This is a genomic window from Leuconostoc citreum, from assembly GCF_007954785.1.
GTDB lineage: Bacteria > Bacillota > Bacilli > Lactobacillales > Lactobacillaceae > Leuconostoc > Leuconostoc citreum.
Window position 1 is genome coordinate 1,696,981 of sequence record NZ_CP042410.1, and the last position, 26,432, is coordinate 1,723,412.

The 26,432-nt window shown below is 39.4% G+C and carries 27 protein-coding genes; 19 read left to right on the forward strand and 8 right to left on the reverse strand.

All coding sequences use genetic code 11. The features are described 5' to 3' along the window. Positions 1–27: 27 nt before the first annotated feature. Positions 28–291 carry a hypothetical protein gene (locus tag FGL72_RS08445; protein WP_085699473.1) on the reverse strand — a complete coding sequence of 88 codons (264 nt, stop codon included), beginning with the start codon at positions 289–291 and terminating at the stop codon, positions 28–30. Between the two features lie 189 nt (positions 292–480). Between FGL72_RS08445 and FGL72_RS08450 the strand changes: the two genes are divergently transcribed. The 5 genes from FGL72_RS08450 (at position 481) to FGL72_RS08470 (ending at position 2,954) form a co-directional block, all read left to right on the forward strand. After that, entirely contained in the window at positions 481–690 is a 210-nt protein-coding gene (locus FGL72_RS08450) for a helix-turn-helix domain-containing protein (RefSeq protein ID WP_146992934.1), read from the forward strand. 107 nt (positions 691–797) lie between these two features. Beyond that, positions 798–1,148, forward strand: a complete 351-nt coding sequence (locus tag FGL72_RS08455; RefSeq protein ID WP_004902253.1) for a PadR family transcriptional regulator — start codon at positions 798–800, stop codon at positions 1,146–1,148. Beyond that, entirely contained in the window at positions 1,145–2,461 is a 1,317-nt protein-coding gene (locus tag FGL72_RS08460; RefSeq protein WP_146992936.1) for a DUF4097 family beta strand repeat-containing protein, read from the forward strand. Before FGL72_RS08455 ends, FGL72_RS08460 begins: the two co-directional genes overlap by 4 nt. Positions 2,462–2,501: 40 nt before the next feature. Further along, entirely contained in the window at positions 2,502–2,690 is a 189-nt protein-coding gene (locus FGL72_RS08465; RefSeq protein ID WP_004902247.1) for a hypothetical protein, read from the forward strand. A 12-nt stretch (positions 2,691–2,702) separates the two neighbouring features. Continuing rightward, positions 2,703–2,954 (forward strand): PspC domain-containing protein, encoded by a 252-nt coding sequence (locus tag FGL72_RS08470; RefSeq protein ID WP_004905131.1) that lies wholly within the window; start codon positions 2,703–2,705, stop codon positions 2,952–2,954. A 161-nt stretch (positions 2,955–3,115) separates the two neighbouring features. On the opposite strand, the gene gyrA is transcribed toward FGL72_RS08470, so the two are convergent. The 6 genes from gyrA to dnaA form a co-directional block, all read right to left on the reverse strand. Continuing rightward, positions 3,116–5,671 (reverse strand): DNA gyrase subunit A, encoded by a 2,556-nt coding sequence (gyrA, locus tag FGL72_RS08475; protein WP_085699478.1) that lies wholly within the window; start codon positions 5,669–5,671, stop codon positions 3,116–3,118. A gap of 87 nt (positions 5,672–5,758) precedes the next feature. Next, positions 5,759–7,768 (reverse strand): DNA topoisomerase (ATP-hydrolyzing) subunit B, encoded by a 2,010-nt coding sequence (gene gyrB, locus FGL72_RS08480; protein WP_004902237.1) that lies wholly within the window; start codon positions 7,766–7,768, stop codon positions 5,759–5,761. Positions 7,769–7,789: 21 nt separating this feature from the next. Continuing rightward, positions 7,790–8,926, reverse strand: coding sequence for a DNA replication/repair protein RecF (recF, locus tag FGL72_RS08485; protein ID WP_004902234.1), 1,137 nt, complete (start codon positions 8,924–8,926; stop codon positions 7,790–7,792). Further along, the gene (gene yaaA, locus FGL72_RS08490) at positions 8,908–9,372 is read right to left on the reverse strand and encodes a S4 domain-containing protein YaaA (RefSeq protein ID WP_004902231.1); all 465 of its coding nucleotides are present in this window, start codon (positions 9,370–9,372) and stop codon (positions 8,908–8,910) included. Before yaaA ends, recF begins: the two co-directional genes overlap by 19 nt. A 140-nt stretch (positions 9,373–9,512) precedes the next feature. After that, positions 9,513–10,646, reverse strand: a complete 1,134-nt coding sequence (gene dnaN, locus FGL72_RS08495) for a DNA polymerase III subunit beta (protein WP_085699480.1) — start codon at positions 10,644–10,646, stop codon at positions 9,513–9,515. Between the two features lie 185 nt (positions 10,647–10,831). Beyond that, positions 10,832–12,178: a chromosomal replication initiator protein DnaA gene (gene dnaA / locus FGL72_RS08500; RefSeq protein WP_004905133.1), complete on the reverse strand. Its 1,347-nt coding sequence runs from the start codon at positions 12,176–12,178 to the stop codon at positions 10,832–10,834. Between the two features lie 489 nt (positions 12,179–12,667). Between dnaA and FGL72_RS08505 the strand changes: the two genes are divergently transcribed. From FGL72_RS08505 to FGL72_RS08555, 11 genes are all read left to right on the forward strand, one after another. Next, positions 12,668–13,201, forward strand: coding sequence for an rRNA large subunit pseudouridine synthase E (locus FGL72_RS08505; protein ID WP_012305457.1), 534 nt, complete (start codon positions 12,668–12,670; stop codon positions 13,199–13,201). Between the two features lie 96 nt (positions 13,202–13,297). Further along, positions 13,298–14,014: a YebC/PmpR family DNA-binding transcriptional regulator gene (locus FGL72_RS08510; protein ID WP_004902218.1), complete on the forward strand. Its 717-nt coding sequence runs from the start codon at positions 13,298–13,300 to the stop codon at positions 14,012–14,014. 205 nt (positions 14,015–14,219) lie between these two features. After that, positions 14,220–14,354 (forward strand): 50S ribosomal protein L34, encoded by a 135-nt coding sequence (gene rpmH, locus FGL72_RS08515; RefSeq protein WP_002816117.1) that lies wholly within the window; start codon positions 14,220–14,222, stop codon positions 14,352–14,354. 126 nt (positions 14,355–14,480) lie between these two features. Then, entirely contained in the window at positions 14,481–14,831 is a 351-nt protein-coding gene (gene rnpA, locus FGL72_RS08520) for a ribonuclease P protein component (RefSeq protein ID WP_004902207.1), read from the forward strand. Further along, positions 14,828–15,667, forward strand: coding sequence for a YidC/Oxa1 family membrane protein insertase (locus FGL72_RS08525; protein WP_004902205.1), 840 nt, complete (start codon positions 14,828–14,830; stop codon positions 15,665–15,667). Before rnpA ends, FGL72_RS08525 begins: the two co-directional genes overlap by 4 nt. Positions 15,668–15,788: 121 nt before the next feature. Continuing rightward, positions 15,789–17,462, forward strand: a complete 1,674-nt coding sequence (locus FGL72_RS08530; RefSeq protein ID WP_085699482.1) for a glycerophosphodiester phosphodiesterase family protein — start codon at positions 15,789–15,791, stop codon at positions 17,460–17,462. A 96-nt stretch (positions 17,463–17,558) separates the two neighbouring features. Continuing rightward, positions 17,559–18,023: a GNAT family N-acetyltransferase gene (locus FGL72_RS08535; RefSeq protein ID WP_004903658.1), complete on the forward strand. Its 465-nt coding sequence runs from the start codon at positions 17,559–17,561 to the stop codon at positions 18,021–18,023. Then, a complete protein-coding gene (locus FGL72_RS08540; RefSeq protein ID WP_085699484.1) occupies positions 18,007–18,930 on the forward strand; it encodes a magnesium transporter CorA family protein in 924 nt (307 codons plus the stop codon). Before FGL72_RS08535 ends, FGL72_RS08540 begins: the two co-directional genes overlap by 17 nt. 12 nt (positions 18,931–18,942) lie before the next feature. Next, on the forward strand, positions 18,943–19,515 hold the full coding sequence (locus tag FGL72_RS08545) for a xanthine phosphoribosyltransferase (protein WP_085699486.1): 573 nt from the start codon (positions 18,943–18,945) through the stop codon (positions 19,513–19,515). Positions 19,516–19,578: 63 nt separating this feature from the next. Beyond that, complete coding sequence (locus tag FGL72_RS08550; RefSeq protein ID WP_004903651.1) at positions 19,579–20,859, forward strand: class I adenylate-forming enzyme family protein; 1,281 nt, start codon at positions 19,579–19,581, stop codon at positions 20,857–20,859. After that, positions 20,856–22,007 carry a thiolase family protein gene (locus FGL72_RS08555; protein WP_085699488.1) on the forward strand — a complete coding sequence of 384 codons (1,152 nt, stop codon included), beginning with the start codon at positions 20,856–20,858 and terminating at the stop codon, positions 22,005–22,007. Before FGL72_RS08550 ends, FGL72_RS08555 begins: the two co-directional genes overlap by 4 nt. On the opposite strand, the gene FGL72_RS08560 is transcribed toward FGL72_RS08555, so the two are convergent. Beyond that, a complete protein-coding gene (locus FGL72_RS08560) occupies positions 22,004–22,549 on the reverse strand; it encodes a TetR/AcrR family transcriptional regulator (protein WP_004906311.1) in 546 nt (181 codons plus the stop codon). The two genes, FGL72_RS08555 and FGL72_RS08560, sit on opposite strands and share 4 nt — an antisense overlap. A gap of 131 nt (positions 22,550–22,680) precedes the next feature. Between FGL72_RS08560 and FGL72_RS08565 the strand changes: the two genes are divergently transcribed. The 3 genes from FGL72_RS08565 to asp2 all read left to right on the forward strand — a co-directional run bounded on the left by FGL72_RS08565 (position 22,681) and on the right by asp2 (position 26,431). Further along, positions 22,681–23,313 carry a GNAT family N-acetyltransferase gene (locus FGL72_RS08565; protein ID WP_048801882.1) on the forward strand — a complete coding sequence of 211 codons (633 nt, stop codon included), beginning with the start codon at positions 22,681–22,683 and terminating at the stop codon, positions 23,311–23,313. 103 nt (positions 23,314–23,416) lie between these two features. Next, the gene (gene asp1, locus FGL72_RS08570; RefSeq protein ID WP_085699490.1) at positions 23,417–24,901 is read left to right on the forward strand and encodes an accessory Sec system protein Asp1; all 1,485 of its coding nucleotides are present in this window, start codon (positions 23,417–23,419) and stop codon (positions 24,899–24,901) included. A 3-nt stretch (positions 24,902–24,904) separates the two neighbouring features. Beyond that, positions 24,905–26,431, forward strand: coding sequence for an accessory Sec system protein Asp2 (asp2, locus tag FGL72_RS08575; RefSeq protein ID WP_085699492.1), 1,527 nt, complete (start codon positions 24,905–24,907; stop codon positions 26,429–26,431). Position 26,432 lies beyond the last annotated feature (1 nt).

Here is a 26,432-nt window from a genome sequence, read left to right on the forward strand (position 1 = left end):
ATTCCTCCATTATTTAAAATTTACTTATTACCAACCAATTGTTGCAGCAGTACCAATAGTAGCAATAAGTCCTTCTATCGTTAATAGCCATGGCGAAAAATAAGGAAACGCTGCAATAAATACCCAACCTACTCCTCCAGTTACAAGCTGCACTCCCCACGCAGCTGTTGCGCGATCAATGTGAAACTTTGCTACCAATTCTCCCAACCACAAATTTCTTATTCCCTGGACAAGTAAAAAGGTTATGCCAATTGCATATAATCTTTGCCATGTTTTTGACCGTAAAGTCATGTTATTCCTCCTTTTGATAAATTTAATGTTCTAACAATATAAATAAGCTACATATTGATTGCTCATCTTATTACAAGAACATTTTTTATTCTATCATGTACTAATAATTGACTACGCCACTTTTTTTTGTCATATTTCCCATCACCAAGTATTACTGATATAATATACAAAAAATGGAGATTAGCTCACATGTTAAAATTTATGCTTCGAGATTTACGAAAAACTTTTCAACTTTCCCAAGAGCAGTTCGGCGCAAAAATTTTTGTTTCGAAACAAACTGTTTCCAATTGGGAACGTGGTGTTAGTGAACCACCATTGGCAACACTGCTAGCCATTGCTAATACTTTTGATGTGCAATTAACAACATTATTAGAACATCTGCATCATGAAACCGACTAACGATTCCCATTATATTCATTGACTTTAAAACTATGCCTAACAAATTACTTTGACAACCATAGTAATTTGTTATATGATGTACTCAAAGCCGAACAGAGGATTAAAAAATGGCCATTTCAAAAGATCTCATTCGTGGGCATATTGACACGATTATATTAAATATACTTAATCAGAGTGACTCATATGGTTACCAAGTTGGTAAATCAGTTCGCATATTAAGTCAGAATCAATATGATTTGAATGAAGCAACGCTGTACACGGCTTTCAGAAGGTTAGAAAAAAGTGGTGATATTACAAGTTATTGGGGCGATGAAACACAGGGCGCCAGACGAAAATATTATAAAATCACCCCAGCTGGACAAGCTCATCTCACTCATGCCATTGCAGAATGGGCATTTGCTAAAAACGTTATCAGTCAACTGATTACCGGTACTATTGCAGAAGGAGAGGAATCATGACTTCAATTGAAATGGCAATTCGAACACGCTTAGACGTTATTTTTTCGAAATACACACCGAACGAACAACTAACAGAATTTAAGGAAGAGTTGGTGGCTGATCTACTAGATGCTTATCAAGATTTTGCTAAGCAAGATAAATCACATGACGAAGCACTTGATGACGCTTTTGCACAGTTGGGTGATATTGACACAATTTTGCGTGAACTTAGTCAAACTAAAAAACAAGAAAATGACGACTCAAAAAGTCAGACGAAAAAATCGTCATTTTTTGAATTTTCAAACGACGGTCTCCATCTCGGTAATCTCCATATCGATGGTCAAGGCGTTCGTCTTGGCGATGATATTGTTATTGATGGTAAGCACGATAAAGTACAATTAGGTGATTGGCTCCATGTTGATCGTTCTGGTGCACGTGTTGGTCGTAAATATTATCGTTTTGACGAAGATGAACCTTCTGATACCACGCATACGCCTAGTTGGTCAGTAGCTCATCATAATGCGCAGATTCCCACTAGTGATAAACCTTTCGTTTTTGATTATAAAAACGCTGACGTCCATTTTTATAGTAATGAAAAAGCAGATTTAATAACACTTGATGAATTTTTTAGCCGTGATAATAACCGCTACTTTGCAGATATTCAAGAAACTAATGAGCAGATTTCAGTTACGCAAGGCGATAATCCATTATTGTTCCATGTCCGAACACAAGTTAATATTGGTTTACCCAAAGACTTTAATCACGGTAAGATAACAATGATTAACCACTCTGGTCGTATCATGGCACAGGATCTCAGCCTACAGCAATTTAACCTATACTTACATGCTGGTAACTTTAGGGGCAATCATATTCAAGCTGAAACTGCTAACTGGCAAATTCACGCTGGGGAAGTTAAAGTACAGGAACTAAACTTTAAGCATGCCGATATTTTTAATAAGTCTGGTAGTCTTAAATTAGACAATATGACCGTTGAAGACAGCCACATCACAGTCACATCTGGTACTGTTCAAATTTCTCATTTTACCGGTGGTGGTCAGTTTGCTACGCATACGGGTTCTTTGCGTTTACGCATCGATAAATTGACTGATGACCTTAAATTACAGGCCAAGACTGGCTCAATTAGAGTAACAATGCCTGAAAGTCAAGATTGCTATTTTAATTTATCTGCTAATATGGGCAGTATCGTCATGGATCACACCGAGACAACGCACTTCGATAAAAACACAAATAGTTATAAGTGTGGGTTCTACGGTGATAATCCAAAATTCACAATTGACGCAAATGTCGACTCTGGTACAATTAAAGTGTATTAGACTGTCTTAAAATCTTAATTGCAATGGAGACAACAATAATATGAAAGAATATTACCATCATATCCATGATTCGCATGGCTTACAAGCTTATGGTGTCGGCTTTTTATTAGCTGCAGGCCTTGAATTTGCAACATCACATGATTGGTTTGCCACATTATGGCACGCTCTTCTCAGCTGGGCTTCGGTTGGCTACTATATTGCCGTAACCGTTCAGCACTTAATTAAATAAAGGAGATTGACTATGACAAAGAAGAAAAATTTGACCCGTTCGCACAAAAATCGTATTCTCGGCGGTGTATTGGGCGGTGTTGCCGAATACTTTGGTTGGAATGTGACAATCACGCGACTCATTTATGTGTTGATTACGCTAGCAGCTTTCCCTGGTATCATATTTTATATCTTAGCTTGGATTATTATCCCTGATGATCCAAGGCAGTCAACTTCTTACTATGGTGATGGTCGCCGAAAAGATATCACACCTGATGATTTTTAACTAATAATAAGTATTTCATTATTTTTGCTCGTACTATTAAGTATCTTATAGCAAAGGTGGTGAATAAAATGTTTCAATTTTTATCAAAGTTGATTACTCGTAAAAAGGGTATTTCATAACAAAAAGCAGATGACTTTTGTCATCTGCTTTTTCATTGCTAATTATGCTTCACTATCCTCATCATCTCTTGCTGCGCGCGACAGAAGTTCTGATACTTGTGAAAGTTGTTCATTATTTAATACTGTGTCATCGGTCACATCGGTAGCGATTTCATCAGGTAAATCTTCCTGATCTACCTTCGTTAAGGTTGCCACTTTAGTGCCTTCTTCCAGACGAATTAAACGAACACCTAACGTGGCACGACCTGTTTGACTCACAGAATCTGCTGCAAACCGAATCATGACCCCTTGTGTCGTTGTTACCATAATATCTTCATGGCCATGAATAATTGTCATGCCAGCTAATACACCATTTTTATCAGTAATATTAGCAGTTTTGATGCCTTTTCCACCACGACCCTTGATAGGATATTCACTGGCTGGCGTTTGCTTTCCAAAACCTTTTTCTGTAATGACCAACACATTGTCTGACGATGTCACCACATCTGCTCCAATAACAACATCATTATCACGTAAGCGTATACCACGGACACCAGCTGCTGATCGGCCCATAACACGCACAGAATCCTCAGCAAATCTGACTGAATAACCCGCTTGCGTGGCGATTAGAATGCTTTGTGTCCCATTCGTAATTTGAACTGAAAGCACTTCATCCCCGTCATGTAAGGTTAATGCTTTTAGACCATTTGTTCTGATGTTAGCAAATTCACTGACGGCAGTACGTTTAACAACGCCCAATCGTGTGACGAAGAATAAGTAGTCCTTACTTTCACTCGCTTCACCACGAACACTAATGACAGCTTGAATTTTTTCATCGTCTTCAAAGTTTAATAAATTAACAACTGGGATGCCCTTAGCTTGTCGGCCATATTCGGGTACTTCATACCCTTTCATCCGATAAACCTTCCCTTTATTAGTAAAGAAGAGCAAGGTATCGTGAGTTGAAGTTGCTAACATTTGGTCGACAAAATCCTCATCATTGACATTCATGCCTTGAACACCACGACCACCACGATTTTGTGCTTTAAATTCTGCTTGTGGGACGCGCTTAATATAACCGTTGCGTGTTAATGTCACAATCACATCTTCTTCTTCAATCAAGTCTTCATCTTCAAGATTTGTCACATCCCCAACCTGAAGCTCAGTGCGACGTGCATCCCCAAATTTTGTTTGGATTTCTAGTAATTCATCATAAATAATTTGATCAACACGTTCTTGATGTGCCAAAATATCTTTCAAATCAGCAATTAATGCAACCAATTTTTGGTATTCGTCCTCGATTTTATCTCGTTCCAAACCAGTTAAACGCACTAATCGCATATCTAAAATTGCTTGCGCCTGTTTATCTGATAACGCGTAACCATCAATCAAACGTGTCTTGGCCTCTTCAGAAGTTGCTGAAGACCGAATAATATTGATAATGGCATCAATATGATCTAGGGCAATACGTAACCCTTCTAGTATATGCGCACGAGCCTGAGCTTTTTGTAAATCAAATGCTGTACGACGACGAATGACTTCCCGTTGATGCGTTAAGTAAGCTACCAGAATATCTTTAAGGCTCATTGTCTGTGGCTTGCCACCATTGATAGCCAGCATATTAAAGCTAAAGTTTGTTTGTAATAAGGTTTCTTTATAAAGATTATTTAATATCACACTGGCTGACGTGTCACGTCGCACATCAATTGAAATACGTAAACCATCACGATCTGATTCATCGCGGATACCAGTAATACCTTCAATACGCTTGTCTCTTGCGAGTTCTGAAATACGTTCAATCAATCGTGCTTTATTAACAGCATATGGCAACTCTGTCACAATAATCTGTTCTTTACCAGTTTTTGTTTGCTCAATATCGACTTTAGCGCGAACTGTAACGCGCCCACGCCCAGTCTCATAAGCACGACGAATACCTGATTTACCCATAACAATGCCACCAGTTGGAAAATCCGGTCCCGGCAAAACATCCATAAGATCTGTTGTGGTAGCATCAGGATTGTTCATCAAAACATGCAGCGCTGAGATAACCTCACCCAAATTATGTGTAGGAATATTAGTCGCCATTCCCACCGCAATACCAGTCGCCCCATTAACTAATAAATTAGGGAAACGTGATGGCAAAACCTCTGGCTCACGTTCTTCGCCATCATAGTTTGGCACAAAATTAACTGTATCTTTGTTAAGATCACGTACCATCTCCATCGCGACTTTTGATAAGCGCGCTTCAGTATAACGCATTGCCGCTGCGCTATCACCATCGACAGATCCAAAGTTACCGTGTCCATCCACAAGCATATGACGATATGAAAAGGGTTGTGCCATACGTACCATTGATTCATAAATTGCTGAATCACCGTGAGGATGGTACTTTCCCATCACATCACCTACAATACGTGCAGACTTTTTATGTGGTTTATCTGGTGTATTGCCTTGTTCAATCATTGAATACAAAATACGACGATGAACGGGCTTCATGCCATCACGAACATCAGGTAATGCACGCGCAACAATAACTGACATCGCGTATGATAAAAATGATGTTTTCATTTGTTCTGACAAATTCGCATTACGAATGCGCGTGTCATTTTGTTCAGACATTTCTTACTCCTTAATAACGTTATTCTTGAATTTATGTACTGCTTAATTAACTAAGCAGTTTTGTGATGTATTTGATTTAGCTTGCCACTAAATATCCAAGTTTTCGACGAAAACCGCATTCTCTTCAATGAACTCACGACGCGGTGCAACATCATCACCCATCAACATATCAAATATGCTATCCGCTGCTTCTGCATCAGCTGGATCAACACGTAATAAACGACGATTTAGTGGGTCCATGGTTGTATCAGCTAACTGATCAAAGTCCATTTCTCCCAATCCCTTATAACGTTGTACTTTTGGCTTAATATTTGCTGGTAACTGCGCCAAATAATCTTCTAGTTCCTCATCTGAATCAAGATATTCGCGATTCTTTGAATTGCCCAAAGCAACACCATACAACGGTGGTTGCGCAATATAAATGTAACCTGAATCAACTAACGGCCGCATATAACGATAGAATAGCGTCAGCAATAATGTCCGGATGTGTGCGCCATCCACATCAGCATCTGTCATGATAATCACTTTATGATAATTCGCTTTTTCAACGTTAAAATCATCGCCAAAACCTGTACCCATTGCCGTAAACAATGAGCGGATTTCTTCATTAGCCAAAACCTTGTCTAGCGTTGCTTTTTCAACGTTCAAAATCTTACCACGAATTGGTAGGATAGCTTGTGTTAAGCGATTTCTTCCTTGTTTAGCTGAGCCGCCGGCAGAATCGCCCTCAACAATAAATAACTCAGAGATTGCTGGATCATTTGACGTATTATCTGCCAATTTTCCTGGTAAATTACCAATCTCTAGGCCGGACTGTTTCCGTGTCATTTCGCGCGCACGTTTAGCTGCTAAGCGCGCTTTTTGCGCTAAAATACCTTTTTCAACGATTTGCTTTGCCACAGCGGGATTTTCCATCATAAAGCGACTGAAGGTTTCAGAAAACATGCGATCAGTTGCTTGGCGGGCATCAGAGTTCCCAAGTTTTGTCTTGGTCTGACCCTCAAATTGTGGGTCCGGATGTTTAATTGATACAATGGCTGTCATGCCTTCACGTACATCTTCACCAGTTAGACTTTCGGCATTTTCTTTGAGCTGGCCGTTCTTTCTGGCATAATCATTGATAACGCGTGTTAGCGCAGTTTTGAAGCCTGTTTCGTGTGTCCCACCTTCATAGGTATTAATGTTATTCGTAAATGTACGTAAACTATCCTTCACATCTGTTGTATATTGTAAGGCAGCTTCAACGACAATCCCGTTTTCTTCCCCTTCAACGTAAACAGGCTCTGGGAAAACAACCACTTTCTCGGCATTAAGATACTTTACATATTCTTTAATCCCACCTTCATAGTGAAAACTTTCCGTCATCGGCGTTTCGGCACGATTATCTGTAATTGAGATACGCAAGCCCTTGTTTAAAAATGCCAATTCCCGCACACGAGTTAATAATGTATTGTAATTAAAGGTGGTTGTTTCTCTGAAAATATCGGCATCCGGCTTAAAATGAACAATTGTCCCACGTGCAATTGTTGGTTTTTCATCCAATTTAACCATACGGGTATTTACGCGACCAACTTTAAAGTCCATATAATAAACTTGCCCATCACGGACAACTTTAACATCTAAATTGGTTGACAAAGCGTTAACAACTGATGCCCCAACACCATGCAATCCACCAGAGACTTTATAGCCACCGCCACCAAATTTACCACCAGCATGCAACACTGTAAAGACTGTTTCAAGCGCTGGTTTGCCAGTTTTAGTCTGGATGTCTACCGGGATTCCGCGCCCATCATCAGTGACCGTGATTGAATTATCGGCTTCAATTGTGACTGTAATATGTGAGGCAAAGCCGGCCAAAGCCTCATCAATACCATTATCAACAATTTCCCAAACAAGATGATGCAACCCTTGGGCTGTTGTCGTTCCAATATACATTCCTGGTCGCTTACGTACAGCTTCTAAACCTTCTAAAACTTGAATTTGATCGGCATTGTAATCTCCAGCATTAGCCGTGACCGTGCTGGCACTGCGAATCTCTTCATCATCTGTCACGATACCATCAATGTTTTCGATTTCATTATTATTTTCTTCAGACATATTCAATCCTTTATGTACTTGTTACTTTTCCGACGTATGCTTTGCTTCTAACGTGATTTCTCCTTGTTTCACGTGAAACACCTTAGGCGTATGAATCAATTGCCGTGCGACATCACTTAAAGAAGGCGCCGTGATAAAGGTTTGCACCTTATCCTGAATGGCCAATAAAAGATGTGTTTGGCGGCTTGCATCTAGCTCGCTTAAGACATCATCTAGTAATAAAATTGGATACTCGCCCGTTTCTTGTGCCATTAAATCTATCTCCGCTAATTTAATAGCCAACGCTGTTGTCCGTTGTTGCCCTTGCGAGCCAAAAACAGCCACATCATTCTCATTAACGATAAACTGTAAATCATCACGATGAGGTCCAACTACGGTCGAACCTTGCATCACTTCACGTGTCCGCTGTCGATTTAAAGTTGCTGCAAAGGTTGCTTTGATTTGCTCTAAATCTGCATGCTCTTCAAAATCAATACTTGTCTGGTAAACCAGTGTTAATTGTTCTCGCTGATTGGATACTTCTGCATGAATAGGCTGAGCTGCTGCTTGCAACCGCCTTACAAAAAGTTGCCGCGCCAAGATTACTTCTGCTCCAACTGAGACAAGCTGATCGGTTAAGACATCCAGAAACACAGTATCCTTAGTTTGTTTCAGTTGCAACCGTTTTAGATAAGCGTTCCTATCTTTCAAAATGCGTCGATACTGCGTGATGTTGTAGAGATACAGCGGATTCATTTGCCCGAATTCCATATCAATAAAGCGACGACGAACGCTTGGTGCCCCTTTTACTAATTCTAAATCCTCAGGAGCAAATAAAATAACATTTAATTGTCCAACATATTGAGATAACTTGGACTGCTCTAAATGATTGACACGTGCTTTTTTGCCTTTACTGGAAAAATGCAAAGACAAAGGTGTTTCGCTAATGTTTTTTTTAATACGACCGCTGATTGTGGTTTCTTTTGCTGTCCAATTAATTAAGTCTTTATCACTACTCGTTCGATGAGAGCGCGCTAAAGCTAAGACATAGATACTTTCTAACAAGTTCGTCTTGCCTTGCGCATTCTCACCTAAAAACACATTCACTCCGGGACTAAAGTCTAACTCCAAATTGGCATAATTACGATAATTAACCAGTTTTAGTGATGTGAGTTCCAAGAACCTGGTCCTTTGGGTCCTTTATTATTACGACCCGTAGCAGTTTGACGACCAACGCCACCTGAGCGCGTCCGATTTTGACGCCGTAATTCAGCAAAACGCGCCTCTTTACGTACTTTAGCCGCTGCTGCTTTTTGAGCCTTAATACGGTCATCACGCACTGTTTTTTTAGCTGCTGCTGCACGCTCTGCCTTCTCTTCTTGTGCAGCAACAATTAATTCGTCAGCATTTTCTGCTAGTGCAATAATAAAAGTTTCATCGCCGACAATGATTTCATCGTGATCATATAACTTCTTACCGCGTCTGTTCTCCTGTTCGCCGTTCAATAATACAGGAAAATCCATAAGATAGTATTTTGCTTGCCCGCCTGAAGAAATAATATTTTCTTCCTTTAGTAATTGTGTGAGTGTGATATATTCAGTTGTAATTTTTACAGTTTTCGTCATATTAGTTACCTTTGTATTATACCATTTTTTCAACTTGATAGCTTTAAAAAACGGCCTAAAATCGATTTTAAGCGATTTTAGGCCGTTTTAAGCATAAGTGTTTGATTGTCTATAAAATTATTTAAAACGCCTATGAGCAATTAAAAAGTTCTTACTGGCGTAATCAATTGTAACTGCTTATTATCAGTTTCCCCAGCTGGCGTTAATGTAAACGGTCTCAAATTACTTGTGAACTTAACATCCACAGGCTTACCACTAAATACTCGGAGTGCGTCACGAACGTAATCTGGATTAAATGAAATTTCTAAGTCTTCTCCGGCAACTGACTTAGTGACCAACTCTTCTTGTACTTGGCCAACTTCTTGAGATGTCCCTGTTAATGTCGCAACACCAGCTTTCAAAGTGAGTTGTACCACGTTGTTACGACTTTCATGACTCAATAGGCTCGCACGGTTAATGGCCCCAAGCAATGCACCGGCATCCATGGTAAGTTCCGTTGTACTCTCTGTTGGAATTAAGCGATCAGTTTCGGGGTAATTACCTTCTAGTAAACGAGAATAGAATGTTGTATGACCTAAATCAAAAACAGCTTGATTTGCAGATAATTTAATATCTACACGATCTTGCCCTTCTAGCAAACTTTGTAATTCGTTGAATGATTTAGCTGGAATAATCACATCAGCTGAGACATGTGCCTCTGTGCCGGTTAGCGTGACAATACGTTGTGATAAACGATGTGAGTCTGTTGTAACAGCTTTGACGTCATTGCCATTAAGCGCTAAATGAATGCCTGTCAAAATTGGTCGACTTTCTTGCGTGGATGCTGATATTTTTGTTTGCGAAATAATATCAATTAACTGTGCTGCCGAGACACTCAAACTTTGCACATCATCCATTTCAGGTAATTGCGGATAGTTACGAACATCTTGACCATTAATTGTAAATGCTGATGCTCCTGAAGTGATATTTGCACGTAGGCCATCAACTGCCAACATTAAATCATCAGCTGGTAAATTCTTAACGATGTTTGCAAAGAATGTTGCTGGTAATGTAATGCCGCCCTTTTCTTTAATCACAAGCTGTGCTGTTGTATCTGATTGTTCAATGCGTGTCTCAATAGAAATATCACTATTAGATCCAGTCAAAATGAGCTCGTCTTCCGATAGCACAATTTTGATATTTGTCAAAATAGGAATTGTTGTGCGTGATGAAATTGCACGTGCAATTTCATTGAGTGATTTGATAAAAGCCTGACGATTAATTGAGAATTGCATATTTATGCTCCTTTTTAGTATCTAAGGCGATGCCTATTTGTAATTAATAGATTAAAAGATCTAGTAGTAATAATAAGGGGTGTTTATCTTGTGGATAAGCGGCTGTGTATAACAGCTGTCTTAATTCTGCTTGTTCACAACACTGTGTGTAAAACGCTTTGTTTTTACAAAGTTATTCACACGGCTTATTTACCATTTTTTATTTCATCGGTTAAGGCATCTAACATCTCTTTTGTCCGAGCATCTGATTCAGCCTTTTCAGTTATCTTGTTGGTTGCGTGCAGTACTGATGAATGATCTCGGCCACCAAACGAGCGGCCAATATCAGGCAAACTTTCATTGGTCAATGTTCGTGTCAGATACATAGCAACATGTCGTGCGGTGACTAAATCTTTTTTACGGCTGGTACTTTTTAAGTCATCAATTGTTTGCATGTAATAGTCCGCTACAACTTGTTGAATACGCTCCACCGTAATTTTAAAGCCTTGATTAATATTTAAGTCACCTAAAATTTGTTGTGCAGTCTCTTTGGTTGCCGGCTTATTTCTGAAACGCAACATGGCTTCAAAACGATGAAACGTCCCTTCTAATGTTCTAATATTTGAATCAATTTTATCAGCAATCAATTCTAAGACATCATTTGGAATCGTTAGACCATCTGTCTCGGCGAGGTTTTTTAAAATGGCGACACGTGTTGGTAAATCAGGCTTTTGGATATCCATCGAGATGCCTGCCTCAAAACGTGATGTTAGACGTGATTGCAAATCAACAATTTCAGTTGGTAATTTATCAGAGGTCATAATAATTTGTTTGCCTGTTTTAGTGAGCACATTAAAGGTATTAAAAAATTCTTCTTGCACCTTTTCTTTGCCCGACCAAAATTGAATATCATCAATTAATAACAAATCAACGGTACGATATTCTTTCTTAAAAGCCGCCGTTGCACCTTCACCAGCACGTAATGATTCAGTGAAGTCATTAAGAAAATCCTCTGCTGTTGCATACTTAATACGAGCAGAAGGCGTCGTTTTAGAATAAGCATTGCCGATAGCTTGCATCAGATGTGTTTTGCCTAAACCGACACCACCATAAATAAGATACGGATTATAAACACGGCCAGGATCTTCGGCAACGGCACGAGCGATAGCATAAGCATTCTCATTACCAGTGCCAACAACAAATTTATCAAATGTGAAATTTTCGTTGAGATCAGATTCGCGTGTGAAGGTCAAGTTTTCAGAAGTCAGTGGCATGGTTTTTGGTAAAATGTCTGCTACGCGTAACTCAGGCTTAATAAAACCTTCAGCAATCTCCATCGCGTATTGAACAAAACTCATGGCATAAGATTTATTCCAATTATCGATGATATCAGTACTTTCATCAGCAGGGACTTCTAAAATAATGCTGGATTCAGTTAAGGTTATTGGTATTAACGGTTCTATATAGGTATCAAAAGAAACGGGGCCAATTTCCTGATAGAATTTAGCTTTAATTTGATTCCATAGTTCCTCTTTTGTAATTGGTTTGGTCACGAATATCTCTCCTAATAAATCATGTGCGCACAAAAATAACGACGATATGTCGGGCATGACACACGAGTCAACTTTTCTATAATTAAAGAAGAAGTAGCAAAGATAATTATAACAGTAAGAAAATTAGTTTTCCACAGGTGAAGGACAACTTTATAGAATATCAACAACTGTGGACACAGAAATAAACAGAATGTGGATAGAAACACGAACAAATGTGCGAGTTATCCACAAAGAAACAATGTTGTGCACACGCTAAAGTGGGTAAGGACAATATTTGAGGTTTGTTATGAACATTATCCACAATTTTGTAATCACAAGTTGTGGATATGTGGATAAGTGCCAAATAGCCTTGTGGGTAAAAAATGAAAGAACCTTGTTGTTACACAGGGTTGTGGTTGTTTTTGGATAACATTGTGAATTGTAAAGAAAATCTTAAGGTGCTTAAATTTTAATGTTTTTAATACCACAATATTTGTTATAATGGGGCGTATGATTGTATTGTTTAACAAACCCTATAATGTTTTAACGAAGTTTACCGACACTGAAGGCCGTGCAACCTTAGCAGACTATATTGATATACCACGTGTATATGCTGCTGGGCGTTTGGACATGGATAGTGAGGGGCTTTTGTTGTTGACAGATCAAGGGCATTTGAACCATGCATTGACTGATCCAGATAATAAAGCTTACAAAACTTATGTTGTACAAGTCGAAGGAATCCCCACCAAAGCGCAACTTAAACAGCTTGAGCAGGGTGTCGACCTTAAGGATGGCTTAACATTACCAGCGAAAGTAAAACGAATACCATATCCTAAGTGGTTATGGGCGCGGGAAAAACCAATTCGCACACGGCAAAATCAACCAACGAGTTTTATTCAGTTAAAAATAAAAGAAGGTCGTAATCGCCAAGTTCGACGGATGACAGCTGCAGTTGGTATACCAACTTTAAGATTAATTCGAACGCATATTGGTGATTATCATTTGGCAGATTTGCAACCAGGACAGTATCGAATTATTAAGTGAATTGCGTTTAATTACTATAAAATGAGTGATTTTTTTAATGCAAAACGGCAAAGAAACATTATAATAAGAAAATAAACAAATTTAATGAGGTGAACCATGGGACGCAAGTGGGAAAATATCAAAATGAAGAAAGCGCAGACCGATGGGGCTGCCGCTAAAGTGAATAGTAAGTACGGTATTGAAATTTATGCTGCTGCCAAACAAGGTGGCAGTGTTGATCCAGAAGCAAACTCAACTTTAAAGTTTGTCATTGATCGTGCTAAGCAAGCACAGGTACCAAAACATGTTATCGAACGTGCTTTAGAGAAGGCCAGTGGTTCCGGAGACGAAACTTTTATTACCGGCCGTTATGAAGGATTTGGACCTAATGGCTCATTGATCATTGTTGATACATTAACATCTAATGTTAACCGGACAGCAACAAACGTACGCACTGCTTTTAACAAAAATGGTGGAACGTATGGGGCTGCCGGATCAGTCAGTTATCTATTTGATGAAACTGGCGTGATTGTTTTTGCAGGGGATGATGCCGATGACGTATTGGAAACGCTACTAGACGCCGAAGTAGACGTACGTGATGCCGAGCAACAAGATGATCAGGTTGTCGTATACACAGAACCAAGTGACTTACATAAAGCCATTGGCGCATTAAGACAAAGTGGTGTTTCAGAATTTTCAACGACTGAAATCACAATGTTACCACAAGCAGAAGTGACCCTTGAAGGAGATGACTTAGCAACCTTTGAGAAGTTAGTTGATGTACTTGAATCCGATGAAGATGTACAAACTGTTCACCATAACGTCTCATTATAATTTACTCAAAGCCTAGCCCTTATGGTTGGGTTTTTTATTGTATTTTATGCCAGATTAACGTAAAATTTAAGTGTCAGTCTCATCTCAGCAAGAACAATACGTAGATTTGTTGAGATTAGCTTGCCAATGGTATTAATACATGTTATGATTAAACTCGAATTGCAAAGTTTTTGCAGGTAAAAATCGCGAATGGAGGTGAACACACATGAAGCGTACATACCAACCAAAGAAACGCCATCGTGAACGCGTACACGGATTCCGTAAGCGTATGAGCACGAGCAACGGTCGTAAAGTTTTGGCTCGCCGTCGTGCAAAGGGCCGCAAGGTTCTATCAGCCTAACAAGGTCGCTGCTAAGCAGTGGCTTTTTTATTTCGATACGTCTGATTTTTCTCTAAAAGCACAGCGTGTCACTGAGTTTCATGCGGCTATAACCGCGTACATATCCTGCAAGAGAGTCCAGAACTAATGAGAAAAACTTTTCGAATTAAAAAGCCTGCTGATTTTCAAATCGTTTTCAATAAACATCAGTCAGTAGCCAACAAATATTTTATTGTATACCACATTGATAAGCCCGAGCAAAAGCATTTCCGTTTGGGGCTTTCGGTCAGCAAAAAAGTTGGTAAAGCACATGATCGTGTGTGGGTTAAAAGGCGAATCAGACAAAGTATTTTAGAATTGAAGTCGGATTTACCGCACGATATCGACTTACTAGTCATCGCACGGCCGGCTGTTGCTAAGCAAAGCCAAAAATTTATTAAAGAACAGATTATCCATGTGCTAAAGTTAGCTGATATATTGAAAGTAGAAGATAAATGAAACGTTTTGAGAACATTTTAAAAAGGATTGGCCCATTACCAATTATTCTTGCGATTATTGCGTTGGCCATTATTATTGTTGCTAGTTTAACATTTAAAGGGCATGTTGCTTCTAATAGCTTTTGGAGCGCCATTGTGGCTGCTTTTACGTCGTCAATATTAGGCACCTCAGCATGGTTTGGCAATAATTATGGATTAGGCATTATTGTTTTCACAATTCTGATTCGTTTCTTGATTTTGCCATTAATGGTTTATCAGATTCAATCAATGATGAAGATGCAAGTTGTGCAACCAGCATTAAAAGCCTTGCAAGCCAAGTATCCTGGAAAAGATACTGAAAGTCGTCAATTAATGATGGCTGAACAACAGGCACTCTATAAAAAAGAGGGTGTTAATCCGTTTGCTTCAATGTTGCCATTAATTGTCCAAATGCCAGTATTGTTTGCTTTGTATCAATCAATTTATAATTCACCAGTTTTAAAATCTGGTAAGTTTTTATGGTTACAATTAGGTAGTCATGACCCTTATTATGTGTTGCCAGTGCTGGCTGCAGTCTTTACTTTTGCTTCATCTTGGCTGTCAATGCAATCAACACCGGAACAAAATGGTATGACAAAAGCGATGCCATATATTTTTCCAGTTGTTATCTTCTTCTCAGCGATGGCTGTACCAAGTGCTTTGTCACTTTACTGGGTTGTCGGAAACTTATTCCAAACAATTCAAACGTTCTTCTTACAGAATCCATTTAAGATTCGTCGTGAACGTGAATTAGCGGCGCAAAAAGAACGCGATATGAAACGTAAAATTAAAAAAGCAAAGCGTAGTGCTAAGCGTTAATTATAAGAATTAATAAAAAGCCATGTTACGAAATCAGTAACATGGCTTTTTATTATTCTAAAGACGACACCGTGTAAACGTGGTATGCTAACCTAATAATCATAAATTTGGAGTGTGTAGAATGATAAAAGAGAGATTGCATCATGGCCAGCTACTGCTATTGACCGCTAGTTTGTTATTTTTGTTTAATATGCTAACAGCAAAGATTGTTGACACACTACAGTCATTTCAACCACCAGCTTATGACATTGCGACAGGTAGTTTGCAAAAATTAGGCCATTTTATGGCACAAAATTGGCGTACATATACCATCACGCTGGTCGGTTATCTAGTTATTTGGGGTTTATTAGTGACGTTAGCTGTGACAATCATGTTGCTCTCTTGGCATCAGTTAAATCGGCGGTATTATATTAAGGCATTGAAATCTGGCCAAATACATTTGAGTGTGCTACTGATGTTGCTATTGAGCGTGCCGTTAACACAAATTGGCTTTAAATTCCCAGTGGCTTATTATTTGACAATGCCAAAAACATTTATTGATGTGATTCAAAATCCAATAATTTGGTGTCTATCGGTTGTTAGTTATTTGATTTTATTATGGCTAGCTTTTCGCTTACATTTAGTCGCTTATTTTGCCATCACGACAGCACAAGGGATGAAGAAAAATATCAAGCAAAGTTGGCAGGAAACACGCCAGCAAAATAGGTCTGTATTGTATTTTGGCATAAAATTGCTGGGGTGCATTGCACTCGTCATAATTGTGCTATTTTTGATACAAAAAGGTTTGGATCAATTCCTAGTGGGCGAACAAAAACGTTGGATAGCCAACGCTCTCATTGCTATTGGCATTGGTTATTTTTACATTGTGACAAGTCAATGTTACTTATTCTACACAGCATTGGTTAAACCCGAAACACAATCGAAATCAACTAAAAGTTTATTAATGGGTGTGAGTTATTTGGGTATATTAATGATAATTGGTATTTTTAGTAGTTTTTTGTCTGGAAAATTTGTTAGGGAACCAAATAAAAATACACTTGTCATAGCTCATAAAGGAATAGCTTCAGAAAAACAAGCACCAAATACGCTTGCGACACTGACACAAGTGGCACAAACAAAGCCTGATTTTGTTGAAATTGATATTCAGCCAACGCGTGATGGGGTCTATGTATTAAGTCACGATGGTGATATTAAGGCTACTGATGGCAAAAGCTACAAGATAGATGAGACTTCGTGGCAGACATTGAAAACAATTCGTTACCGCACAAAAGGTCAAACACTCAGCGTAACCTCATTTAATGATTATATTTCGCGTGCTAATCAATTACATCAAAAACTTTTAGTTGAATTAAAAATCAGTGATACAATCACGACACAGGCGTTATTGGACTTTCAAAATCGCTATGGTGAGGCTTTGAAAGCAAATCATGCACAATTACAATCGTTGAATCAAAATATAATTAAACGCTTATCAGAACACATGAATCAACCTATGGGCCTGTTATCTCCCGTTGTTAATAGTATTGATGGGGCCAAGTTTAGTCGTTTTTACGCCATCGAGTATTCAAATGCGAACGCAAATTTGGCCCAACGTGTAACACAGTATCACAAGGCACTTTATGTTTGGACTTTGAATCAGAAATCTGATATTGCCACCGCGTATGCGCTCGGAGTGACGGGGTATATTACAGATTATCCTAAACAGACGCGGGCGCTACTAACACAATTTAACAAACAGGCGAGATACGCTGACGTTATTTGGCAGATGGTGATGTTACAAAAAACAAATATTTAATAAATAATTTAGTCTCAAGAACGCTTCAATAGTTCAAAACTGCTATAATAAACTTTAATGTATTGAACAATTTGACCATTTAGTAGGTAGATAATTATGGGAAACAATCAAGACAAGGTTATTTCTGGTATCAACAACTTGATATTGCGTGATATGGTGCCTGATGATGTCGTTGCTTTATCACAAATTTATCTCACAACCCGTCGACAATATTTTTCATGGCTTCGACAACCAAAATTAGAAGATTTCCAGCGGGCCAGTAAGGGAGAAACTGTTCGGGTTGCTGTGATAAATGATGAAATTGTTGGTTTTGCATCATTATCTGAATGGGATAGTTTTTTGCACTTGCTCTTTGTCAAAGTAGGTTGGCATGGGCAAGGCATTGGGGCAGCGTTATTATCTTGGGCACGACAAAAAGCGCACCATCCGCTGGAACTGAAAGTTGTGCTAGTTAACCAGGCTGCACGCCGATTTTATGAGCGTGAAGGCTTTAAGATTGTCAGTTATTCAAAATTAGCAAAACCAGAAAATGTGACATATAGAGATGATAGAAAAAGTTAAACAATTTAATCAATTTACTTGGTACCATGTATCCAACATGACGCCAGATGATAATTTAACCTTGGTTGAGCAGCACAGACTCACTAATGAGATTATCGGCTATGCCGTCGATCATAATGAAGCTGTGCGAATGGAATATGATGAAGAAGCAGACGAATCATTGATGGTGATAGATGTCATTTCCTATCATGAAGATGTTGTTGAGACGCGACCAATTGGTATATTATTTGCTCATAATAATCTATACACTTTTTCGCATACTGTAACAGATTACGTACAGGCAGTTTTGTTGGCGCCAAAAAATCGGCAAAAGCGTGCAACGGATGAGGAAATCACTGCCATTGATTTTATTATGACTGGTCTCTATTCTTTGATGACACGTTATGTTGAGCAAGTCACCGAAATTAATCGTAAACGTCGTGTTATCCAAGCGCAATTTGGTCATCAAAAACGTACGACAAAACAAATGAATGACTTGTTGCGCTTACAGACGCAAATGATTTATATTCAAAATTCATTGGCTAATAACCATGTGATGCTAGATGCCTTTAAGCAGGATTATCGACTAGAGATGCAAGCCTTTGAACTGGAGCATATTGATGATGTGCGTGTTGAAGTGGGACAGGCTGAGCACATGGCAGACTTGGCCATGGCTGTTATTAATTCAGTGTCAGACGCTTATGGTAATCTAAGTAATCGTGACTTAAACTGGACAATGAAAGTCTTAACTGTTTATTCAATTGTGCTAACTGTGCCAACAATCGTGAGTGGTTTTTACGGTGAAAATGTGAAGTGGTTACCCTTTGCTGATATTCAAGAAGGCTGGTGGGTATCTATTGTAATCACCGTTTTACTGATGGGCTTGGTAAGTCTTTTATTGGCATTAAATGGTTTTTTTCGAAAATAAAAATGGAGTATTATGAAACTATTAGAAGAACGTATTCGTCAAGATGGCCGTATTTTGGGAAAGGACATTTTGAAAGTTGATACCTTTTTGAATCATCAAATCGACCCTGAGTTAATGCAGAAAATAGGGGATGAATTTGCAACGATTTTCCGTCATGTTGCTATTGATAAGATTTTAACAGTTGAATCCTCAGGTATTGCACCAGCGGTAATGACCGGCTTAGCTTTGCATGTGCCCGTGGTATTTGCTAGAAAAAACAAATCGCTAACATTACCAGACGGCGTATGGATTGCCGATGTCTATTCTTTTACAAAGCAAACGACAAATCATATTATGATCGATCAACGTTTTTTAACAGCGGGGGAGCGCGTTTTGATTATTGATGATTTCCTGGCTAACGGACAGGCTGTTGCTGGGTTAGTAGCTATCGTCACACAAGCCCATGCAGAAATCGTTGGGGCTGGTATTGTGATTGAAAAGGCTTTTCAACAAGGTCGTCAATTACTTGACGAGGCTGGCATACGTGTTGAAAGTCTAGCTCGGATTGCTGCTTTTGAAAATGGGCAGATAACTTTTATGGCTTAAAAAACGATGTTTCACGTGAAACATCGTTTTTCATTAGGTTATCCGGAAATATTAAGGGGAAATATGACACGTGATTTTGATTTTGCAAAATTGGTTCAAAAATATCAAAACAAAACGGCAATTGTAGATAACGGGCGGGCATACAATTATGGCGAACTGGCAGATAAAGTGGCAGCTGTTTATAAGGCGCATCAATTCAATGCGCCATATGTGGTTTTAATTGCACAAAGTAACCTCACATTTATTAGTCAGTTTTTAGCCATTCATAAAGCAGGCTGCGTACCTGTGGTAGTTAATCAAAGAGAGGCGCCACAACTAGCTACTTTATTGTCTGCAATAGACTGGCAGTGGCTAGACGATTGCGCTGTCAGTAAAAAAAAGCCTATTACTCGCTCAAACTTGCTATTTTTAGGTATGACCTCGGGCACAACCGGAACCCCTAAATTTTATCAACGTGACTGGTTGTCCTGGCAGCTTGGTTTTAAACAATGTGAAAAAGCATTCGAAATGACTGACTATGCAGGGGTGATGACAACGAGTCCAATGGCTACGTCGCTCGGATTGCATAGTTTACTATTAAGCTTATATCTTGGTAAAACATTTTATTGCTATACACGTCAGCAACAGCAGCAATTGACGTCAGCAACGTTAGTCTACACTGTACCAACCTTCATGACAGCAAAATATCGTGGTTGGGCGGATGATGCACAGGTTAAAGGGGTTGTTTCTTGCGGTGGCGAATTAACACCGTCATTAGTCAGAGATTGGCATCGCTTATACCCGCAACAGGCACTATACGAATTATATGGGGCATCGGAGACCAGTTTAATTGCTTTTCAAAACTTGATGCACGGAAAAAAGGTCAACCAAGTTGGCCGACTGTTTGCGGATGTTGAACTAACATTTACAAACCAACATATCACAGTTGCTAGTCCCTATCTATTTAGTGGCTATTTAGGATCAACACAAAAAATAACCTTTGTTGAGACAGATGATGTAGGCGATTATCAAGATGAGCAGCTATTTGTTTACGGTCGCGCAAGTGATGTCATTAATCATGGTGGCAATAAAATTTATCCTAGTCAACTTGAAACCATTTTGCAAACAATCACAACGGCAGCGGTTGTCTTTGGCGTGCCAGACAGCACTTATGGTGAGAAAATTGTTGCTATGGTGGTCACAAATAAGCCCTTAGATAAGCTACAAATGGTGATGGCAGAGCAGACCCCAGCTTATAAACGCCCAAGCCAATACATTTTTGTATCTGAGATCCCAAAAACAAAGCAACAAAAAATTTCACGAACGCAATTAGCCTTGCGATACGTGGCAGGAGAATGGACATGAATAACTTGACAACACCGGTAGGCATATTAAGTGCAAAACGTCTCCCAATTGGTAAAATTAATGGTTTATACACAGAACAGTCGCCTGAGACACTTGTTGCTAATTTGTTACAACAGCAGGTAGCCATGCTATCAACACATCGTTTAAAGCAGGTTGATCAAGTCATTTTAGGCAATGTCACGAATCAAGGGGGAAATATTGCACGTCGTGCAGCTTTAGCCGCTGGGATAGGTTCGAGCACACCAGCTTATACTATAGATGCGCAATGTGCTTCTGGTTTGGTGGCTATTGCTTCCGGCGCCCAAGCCATCTTGAATCAGGATGCCAAATTAGTCGTTGCGGGTGGCGTCGAAAGTACTTCCCGTAGTTATGTGACAATTGATCGAGAAACAAATGAGCCACTTAAACGCTTTCCAATGGTACCAGAAGGGCAACTGGACTTAGACATGGGTATTGTGGCGGAAAATATGAGCTCGCGTTATAACATTTCACGCGAGCAACAGGATAATTACGCGTGCAACAGCCATCAAAAAGCAAAAAAAGCTTTTGAAAATAAGCAAATCAATGCTGAAATTGTTCCTTTTAGTCAGGCGTCAGTCAATATCACACAAGACCAGTGTCCGAGATTTGATACCTCGCTTAGTAAATTACACCAATTGAAGCCGGCGTTTCGTTCTGGTGGTACGGTGACTGCGGGCAATAGTTGTCCGATTAATGATGGTGCGGCAACGGTGCTGATGACGGGAAGTCAAACAGGGGAAGCAATGGCGGGGTATTATTTAGGGCATACGACCGTAGGCATTGCGCCTGAAAAATTCATTCTGGGTCCAATTGCTGCCACACAAAAGTTATTAGACAAATATGCACTAAATATGTCTGATATTGCAGTTGTGGAACTTAATGAGGCTTTTGCCGTGCAAAGTATTTTATGCCAAGCAGCGTTAAAAATTACCGATGAACAATTAAATCCATTAGGTGGCGCGTTAGCTTATGGTCATCCCTATGGTGCTACGGGTGGCATTATGATTGCGCGATTATTGAATAGTTTAAATCGCATCACACAACCGGCGTTGGGTATTGCCACGCTATGTGTTGCTGGTGGTATGGGGATGAGCATGCTGATAGGAAATCAACACTGGCAAGTTTAAAACTTTTGTAGGAGACGGTAAATCTCTTCATATAGTTCATCGGCAGTCAGGGTTAACTGTTGTGATACGTAATCCGTGACGAGCCCCATGATACCAGAAACAATAAAATCAATTTCAACAAGACTTGGTATATTATTAGGGCGGTCTTTTTCGAGTAGCAATACTTTTTGAATAAAGGCCCTTTTAACTTGCCTGAATGCTTGGGCACCTGCTTGCGGGTGGTTAAGCAAGACAGCAACAGTTGATTTGTGTTGCTCAATATAAGTGACTAATAGATAACTTAGCGTTTTAAAATCATCGTGGTAAGTAGATTCTGAAGGATAAGTGGCTTTAAAGATTTGCGTCATATCAGTCATTAAATCAGATAAAACTTGGTCGTGTAAATCATAGACATCCTTATAATGTCGATAGAATGTGCCACGATTAATGTTAGCTAAGTCAGCAATGCGTGAAACAGTTATCTTTTCAATGGGCATTTCGGCCAGCAAGGTAACGAAAACGGCTTTAATTTGTGCTTGTGTTTTATTTTGTCTACGATCCATGACTAAAGGGCCTCAATTTCATTAGATATGTTGTTTAATCAACAAAAAGTAAAGATGTGTTCATTGTAACACGTCAAATATAACGTTAAACTTGTGATAATCTAATAAATTCAATTATAAAGGGGTGACACATGAACTTTCGATTAGCTGTACAACCTGAAGTAAAATACTTGTCCCAATTAGTAGCAGATGCGTTTAAAGATTATGACCTGTATCAACAAACAATTGGTCAGACATTTAAACAAGCGGCAGATTTTCATCAGTTTTTAAAACGATTACACGATGTGCATTTAGCGGCAAGTATTGCAAAAAATAAAGTTTTTGTTTTAGAGGACGGGCAACAAATTTTGTCGGTTGTAGTGCTAGATAACGAGCGCATGCCGTCGGCCAATATGTGGCAATATATTCAAGCAGGTGGCTGGCAATTAGTGCCATACTTTATAGGCAATCAACTTGGTAAATTTTTAACGATGTTAGATAAAGCAGAAAAATTGCCACAACAAAAGCCACAAACAAATTGGCATGTGAATTTGTTGGCCGTAAATCCAGTACATCAAGGCCAAAAAATTGGCTCACGTACTTTGGAAGCATTTGTCATACCATATGCTAAAGCACATGGTGCTAAAACGTTATCATTAATTACCAATACACCACGAAATGTTAGTTTCTATCAAAAAAATCAATTTCAAGTTGTAGATGAGCGCATGCTGTATTTTAATGGCAGTCAAGTTAGCAATTGGTCATTGGTGCGAACCCTCACTTAAAAGGTTACAGGATATCGGTAAAAGTCATCCGTCGTATTTGGTATAATAGTAAGCAATAATGGTAGCTTATTTAAGCAGGTACCCTATTCGTGAGAGGTGAACGATGACATTGCATATTATTCCTGATTGGCACGCTTATCAGAGGCGTTTGCCAGAATTCAACGACACAGTTCATCAAGTGCAGCTTTTTCTGTCACAAGGACAAGCAGTCGCATTAGTTGTAGTTGACTATTTACCAAATCTACGACAGATTCTTTTTCATGGCCAAATTGAATCTGCCCAAATATGGTCTGCCTATGATGTGTTGCAACGCGTTCAATTGAAGTATGATAGTCCGATAGCCTTGATGGATATTGATTGGCCAGATGCCGCTGAATTTATTGAGATGTCTGATCGTGTCGTTGTTCGTGTCGCAAAAAAGCACTATGCAACGGTGTGGCTTGATCAAGTCACGCATGCCCGTTACGATCGCATTGATTTGTTTGAGGCGGGTGAACGCGTGCAAGAATTAATCCTCGATGATCGTGGTTTTATTTCATGTGCAACAACGCTTGATAATCATGGCCGGGCAACGAGGCGAGATTACCTAACGCCCAGCGGCGCGGTTGCCGTCCAAGAAGATTGTCTGACAGGAGCAGTCACAACCCAACAATCTTGGACACCCCAAACGACTTTTAAAAATATGGCTGAACTAATTGCTGAAGTAGTAGCTTATCACGTTCATGATTTGCCTGATGAAGATACTTTGATCATAGCACAAAGTCAAACAGCTATCTTTTTAGTGAATAAAGTTGCCCCTAAACAGGCGATTATTTTAAGTTACCAAACCCAACGTACAGTACCGCAGTTAGAACAAGAACTATTGCTCCAGATTTCTGGTACAGTTGATTTTGCGGTCGTTGATACCCAGCAACAGTTGGAGACTATCAATTCACAATTTGATGATCAGACAGCAGTCGCAGTTATTCCGCCTTATGCAACGACGGCCTTACCTGTCCAAACACCAGCGCCAATTACCACAGTATACTGGTATGCACCTGAAATAGATAATGAAGTGTTTGATGCTATGCGTGCCTTAATGTTAGCCTATCCAAAATGGTTACTCTTAATTGAGACAACACAGGATCATCGCGCGTTTGATGACCTGATTCTCTTGGATAGCCAACAAGCTGTTAATGTGCACGGTCTAGTTGATGAACACAGCCAAAAAGCCCATCAAGCACGATATCAGTTTTTATCACAACAAGATGAAGCTAGTCGGTTACGTTATCTCAGCAATGCACGCCTTTTAATGGACTTAACACCAGCGCCAGAACAGTTTCTACAAACAGCGGCTATTAGTCATGATGTGCCACAAATTAATCGTATCGAAACACCGTACGTGAAGCCAAATCAGAATGGACAAATCATTCAAAATTCAGATCAGTTGCAAGAAATACTAGTATCTTATTTAACAGGGCGGTACAATCAGCAGGCTGTTAGAGAAACCTCTCAGGCGATAGGGGCTAATTATCAAGACGACATGTTGTGGATTAAGTGGCAGCAAGTTTTTAATCAGATTAAGCAACGAAAGGCATCAGGTAAATGAGCCATGGCAGATATTTCAGTGCTACAAATTGGTGCAACCGATTGGACGCCAAAGATTAATCACAATCATATAGACTGGCATTATACGGCAGTGTTAGATTTACCAACCTTTTTGGCACAACAACGTGACCCGTATGTGCTAGAGCAAACTTATGTCTTACTTACCGATAATATATTAGATAGTACGTTATTATCTAGCCAGATTAGCGAATGGCCGGCATATAGAACACTTTATTTTGCCGAAGACATCACAGATGATTTTCAACATATCTTAGATGAACGACGCGCTTTTCATTTGCCAGAAAAAGCGCCGGAAGCCATCATTTCGCGTATTCTAACTGACTTACAGCTTAGGCAAGTTGGTTTTCAAACGCGCTTTAGTGAAACACAATTTATCCCACTGCCGCCTAACAATACGCATTTTAAGCGAGAGGGCCGTTTTTCAGCACAATTTAATGGTAATTTTGGCACAAAATGGCAACAAATTGGCCAATTAAAAACGTATGCAACTGACTTTGCAATAGCAAAAGCTCATGACGTTTGGCTCGATTATGAACAAAGCGGAACTGTAGAAGTCCAACTTGAATTTGTTTTCTTTAATCAAGGCAAGATACAAACGACACAAACAATTTCAGGGGATGCGTTACGCCGTTTGAACACAATTGGGGATGTATCAGATTATCAAGATTATCAAGTGTTAGTTTATGCACGTGGTAAGGGCGGACTGGACTTACATGTATTGCATCAACGTCAGAGTAGGCATGGCTTTGGGTTGCTGTTACCTGGTGATCATTGGGAACTGACAGAAGAGAACGAAGAAATTATGAGTTACTTCAATCCTGGTGATCGCAAAGGCCCCCTGATTGTTAATTTCTCAGGCTTGCGTTTGCATGTGGATGGCTTTGAGATGTTAGGACCAATGCGAGAACTAGGCACACCGTTTTTGTTATTTACTGATACAAGAACTCAAGGTGGTGCGTTTGAAATTGGTACAAAACATTATGAAGAGAGAGTCGTTGAAATTATCCATCAAGCTATGGCGGCGTTGCACCTATCTGCTCAAGAGGTTATTTTGACAGGTTATTCCATGGGGAGTTTGCCAGCAATATACTATGCTGCTGACATTAAACCTGGTGCAATCGTTATTGCTAAACCGATTATCAACATTGGCACCATGACCGCCAATCCAGAGTTTCCTAGGGAATTTAATCAAGATTGGACGTTAGATTTGCGTCGCTATTTAGCTGGGCGGATGGCCCTAGATGATACTGAAGCGCTAAATCAAATTCTTTGGGAACACATACAAAATGTCGACTGGTCAAAAATTCCAGTGTCATTATTTACGATGTCACAAGATGAATATGATGGACAAAGCTTACAGCAGTTATTAACCTTTTGGGCTACACGTGATGTGGCACTAACACATGTTATTGCCGAAGGACCGCATACAGCAAAAATACCTGAGATGGTTGCATTTATAACGGCAGAACTCACTAAGCTACGTGATGATTTACGGCAGGAGGCAAACTAAC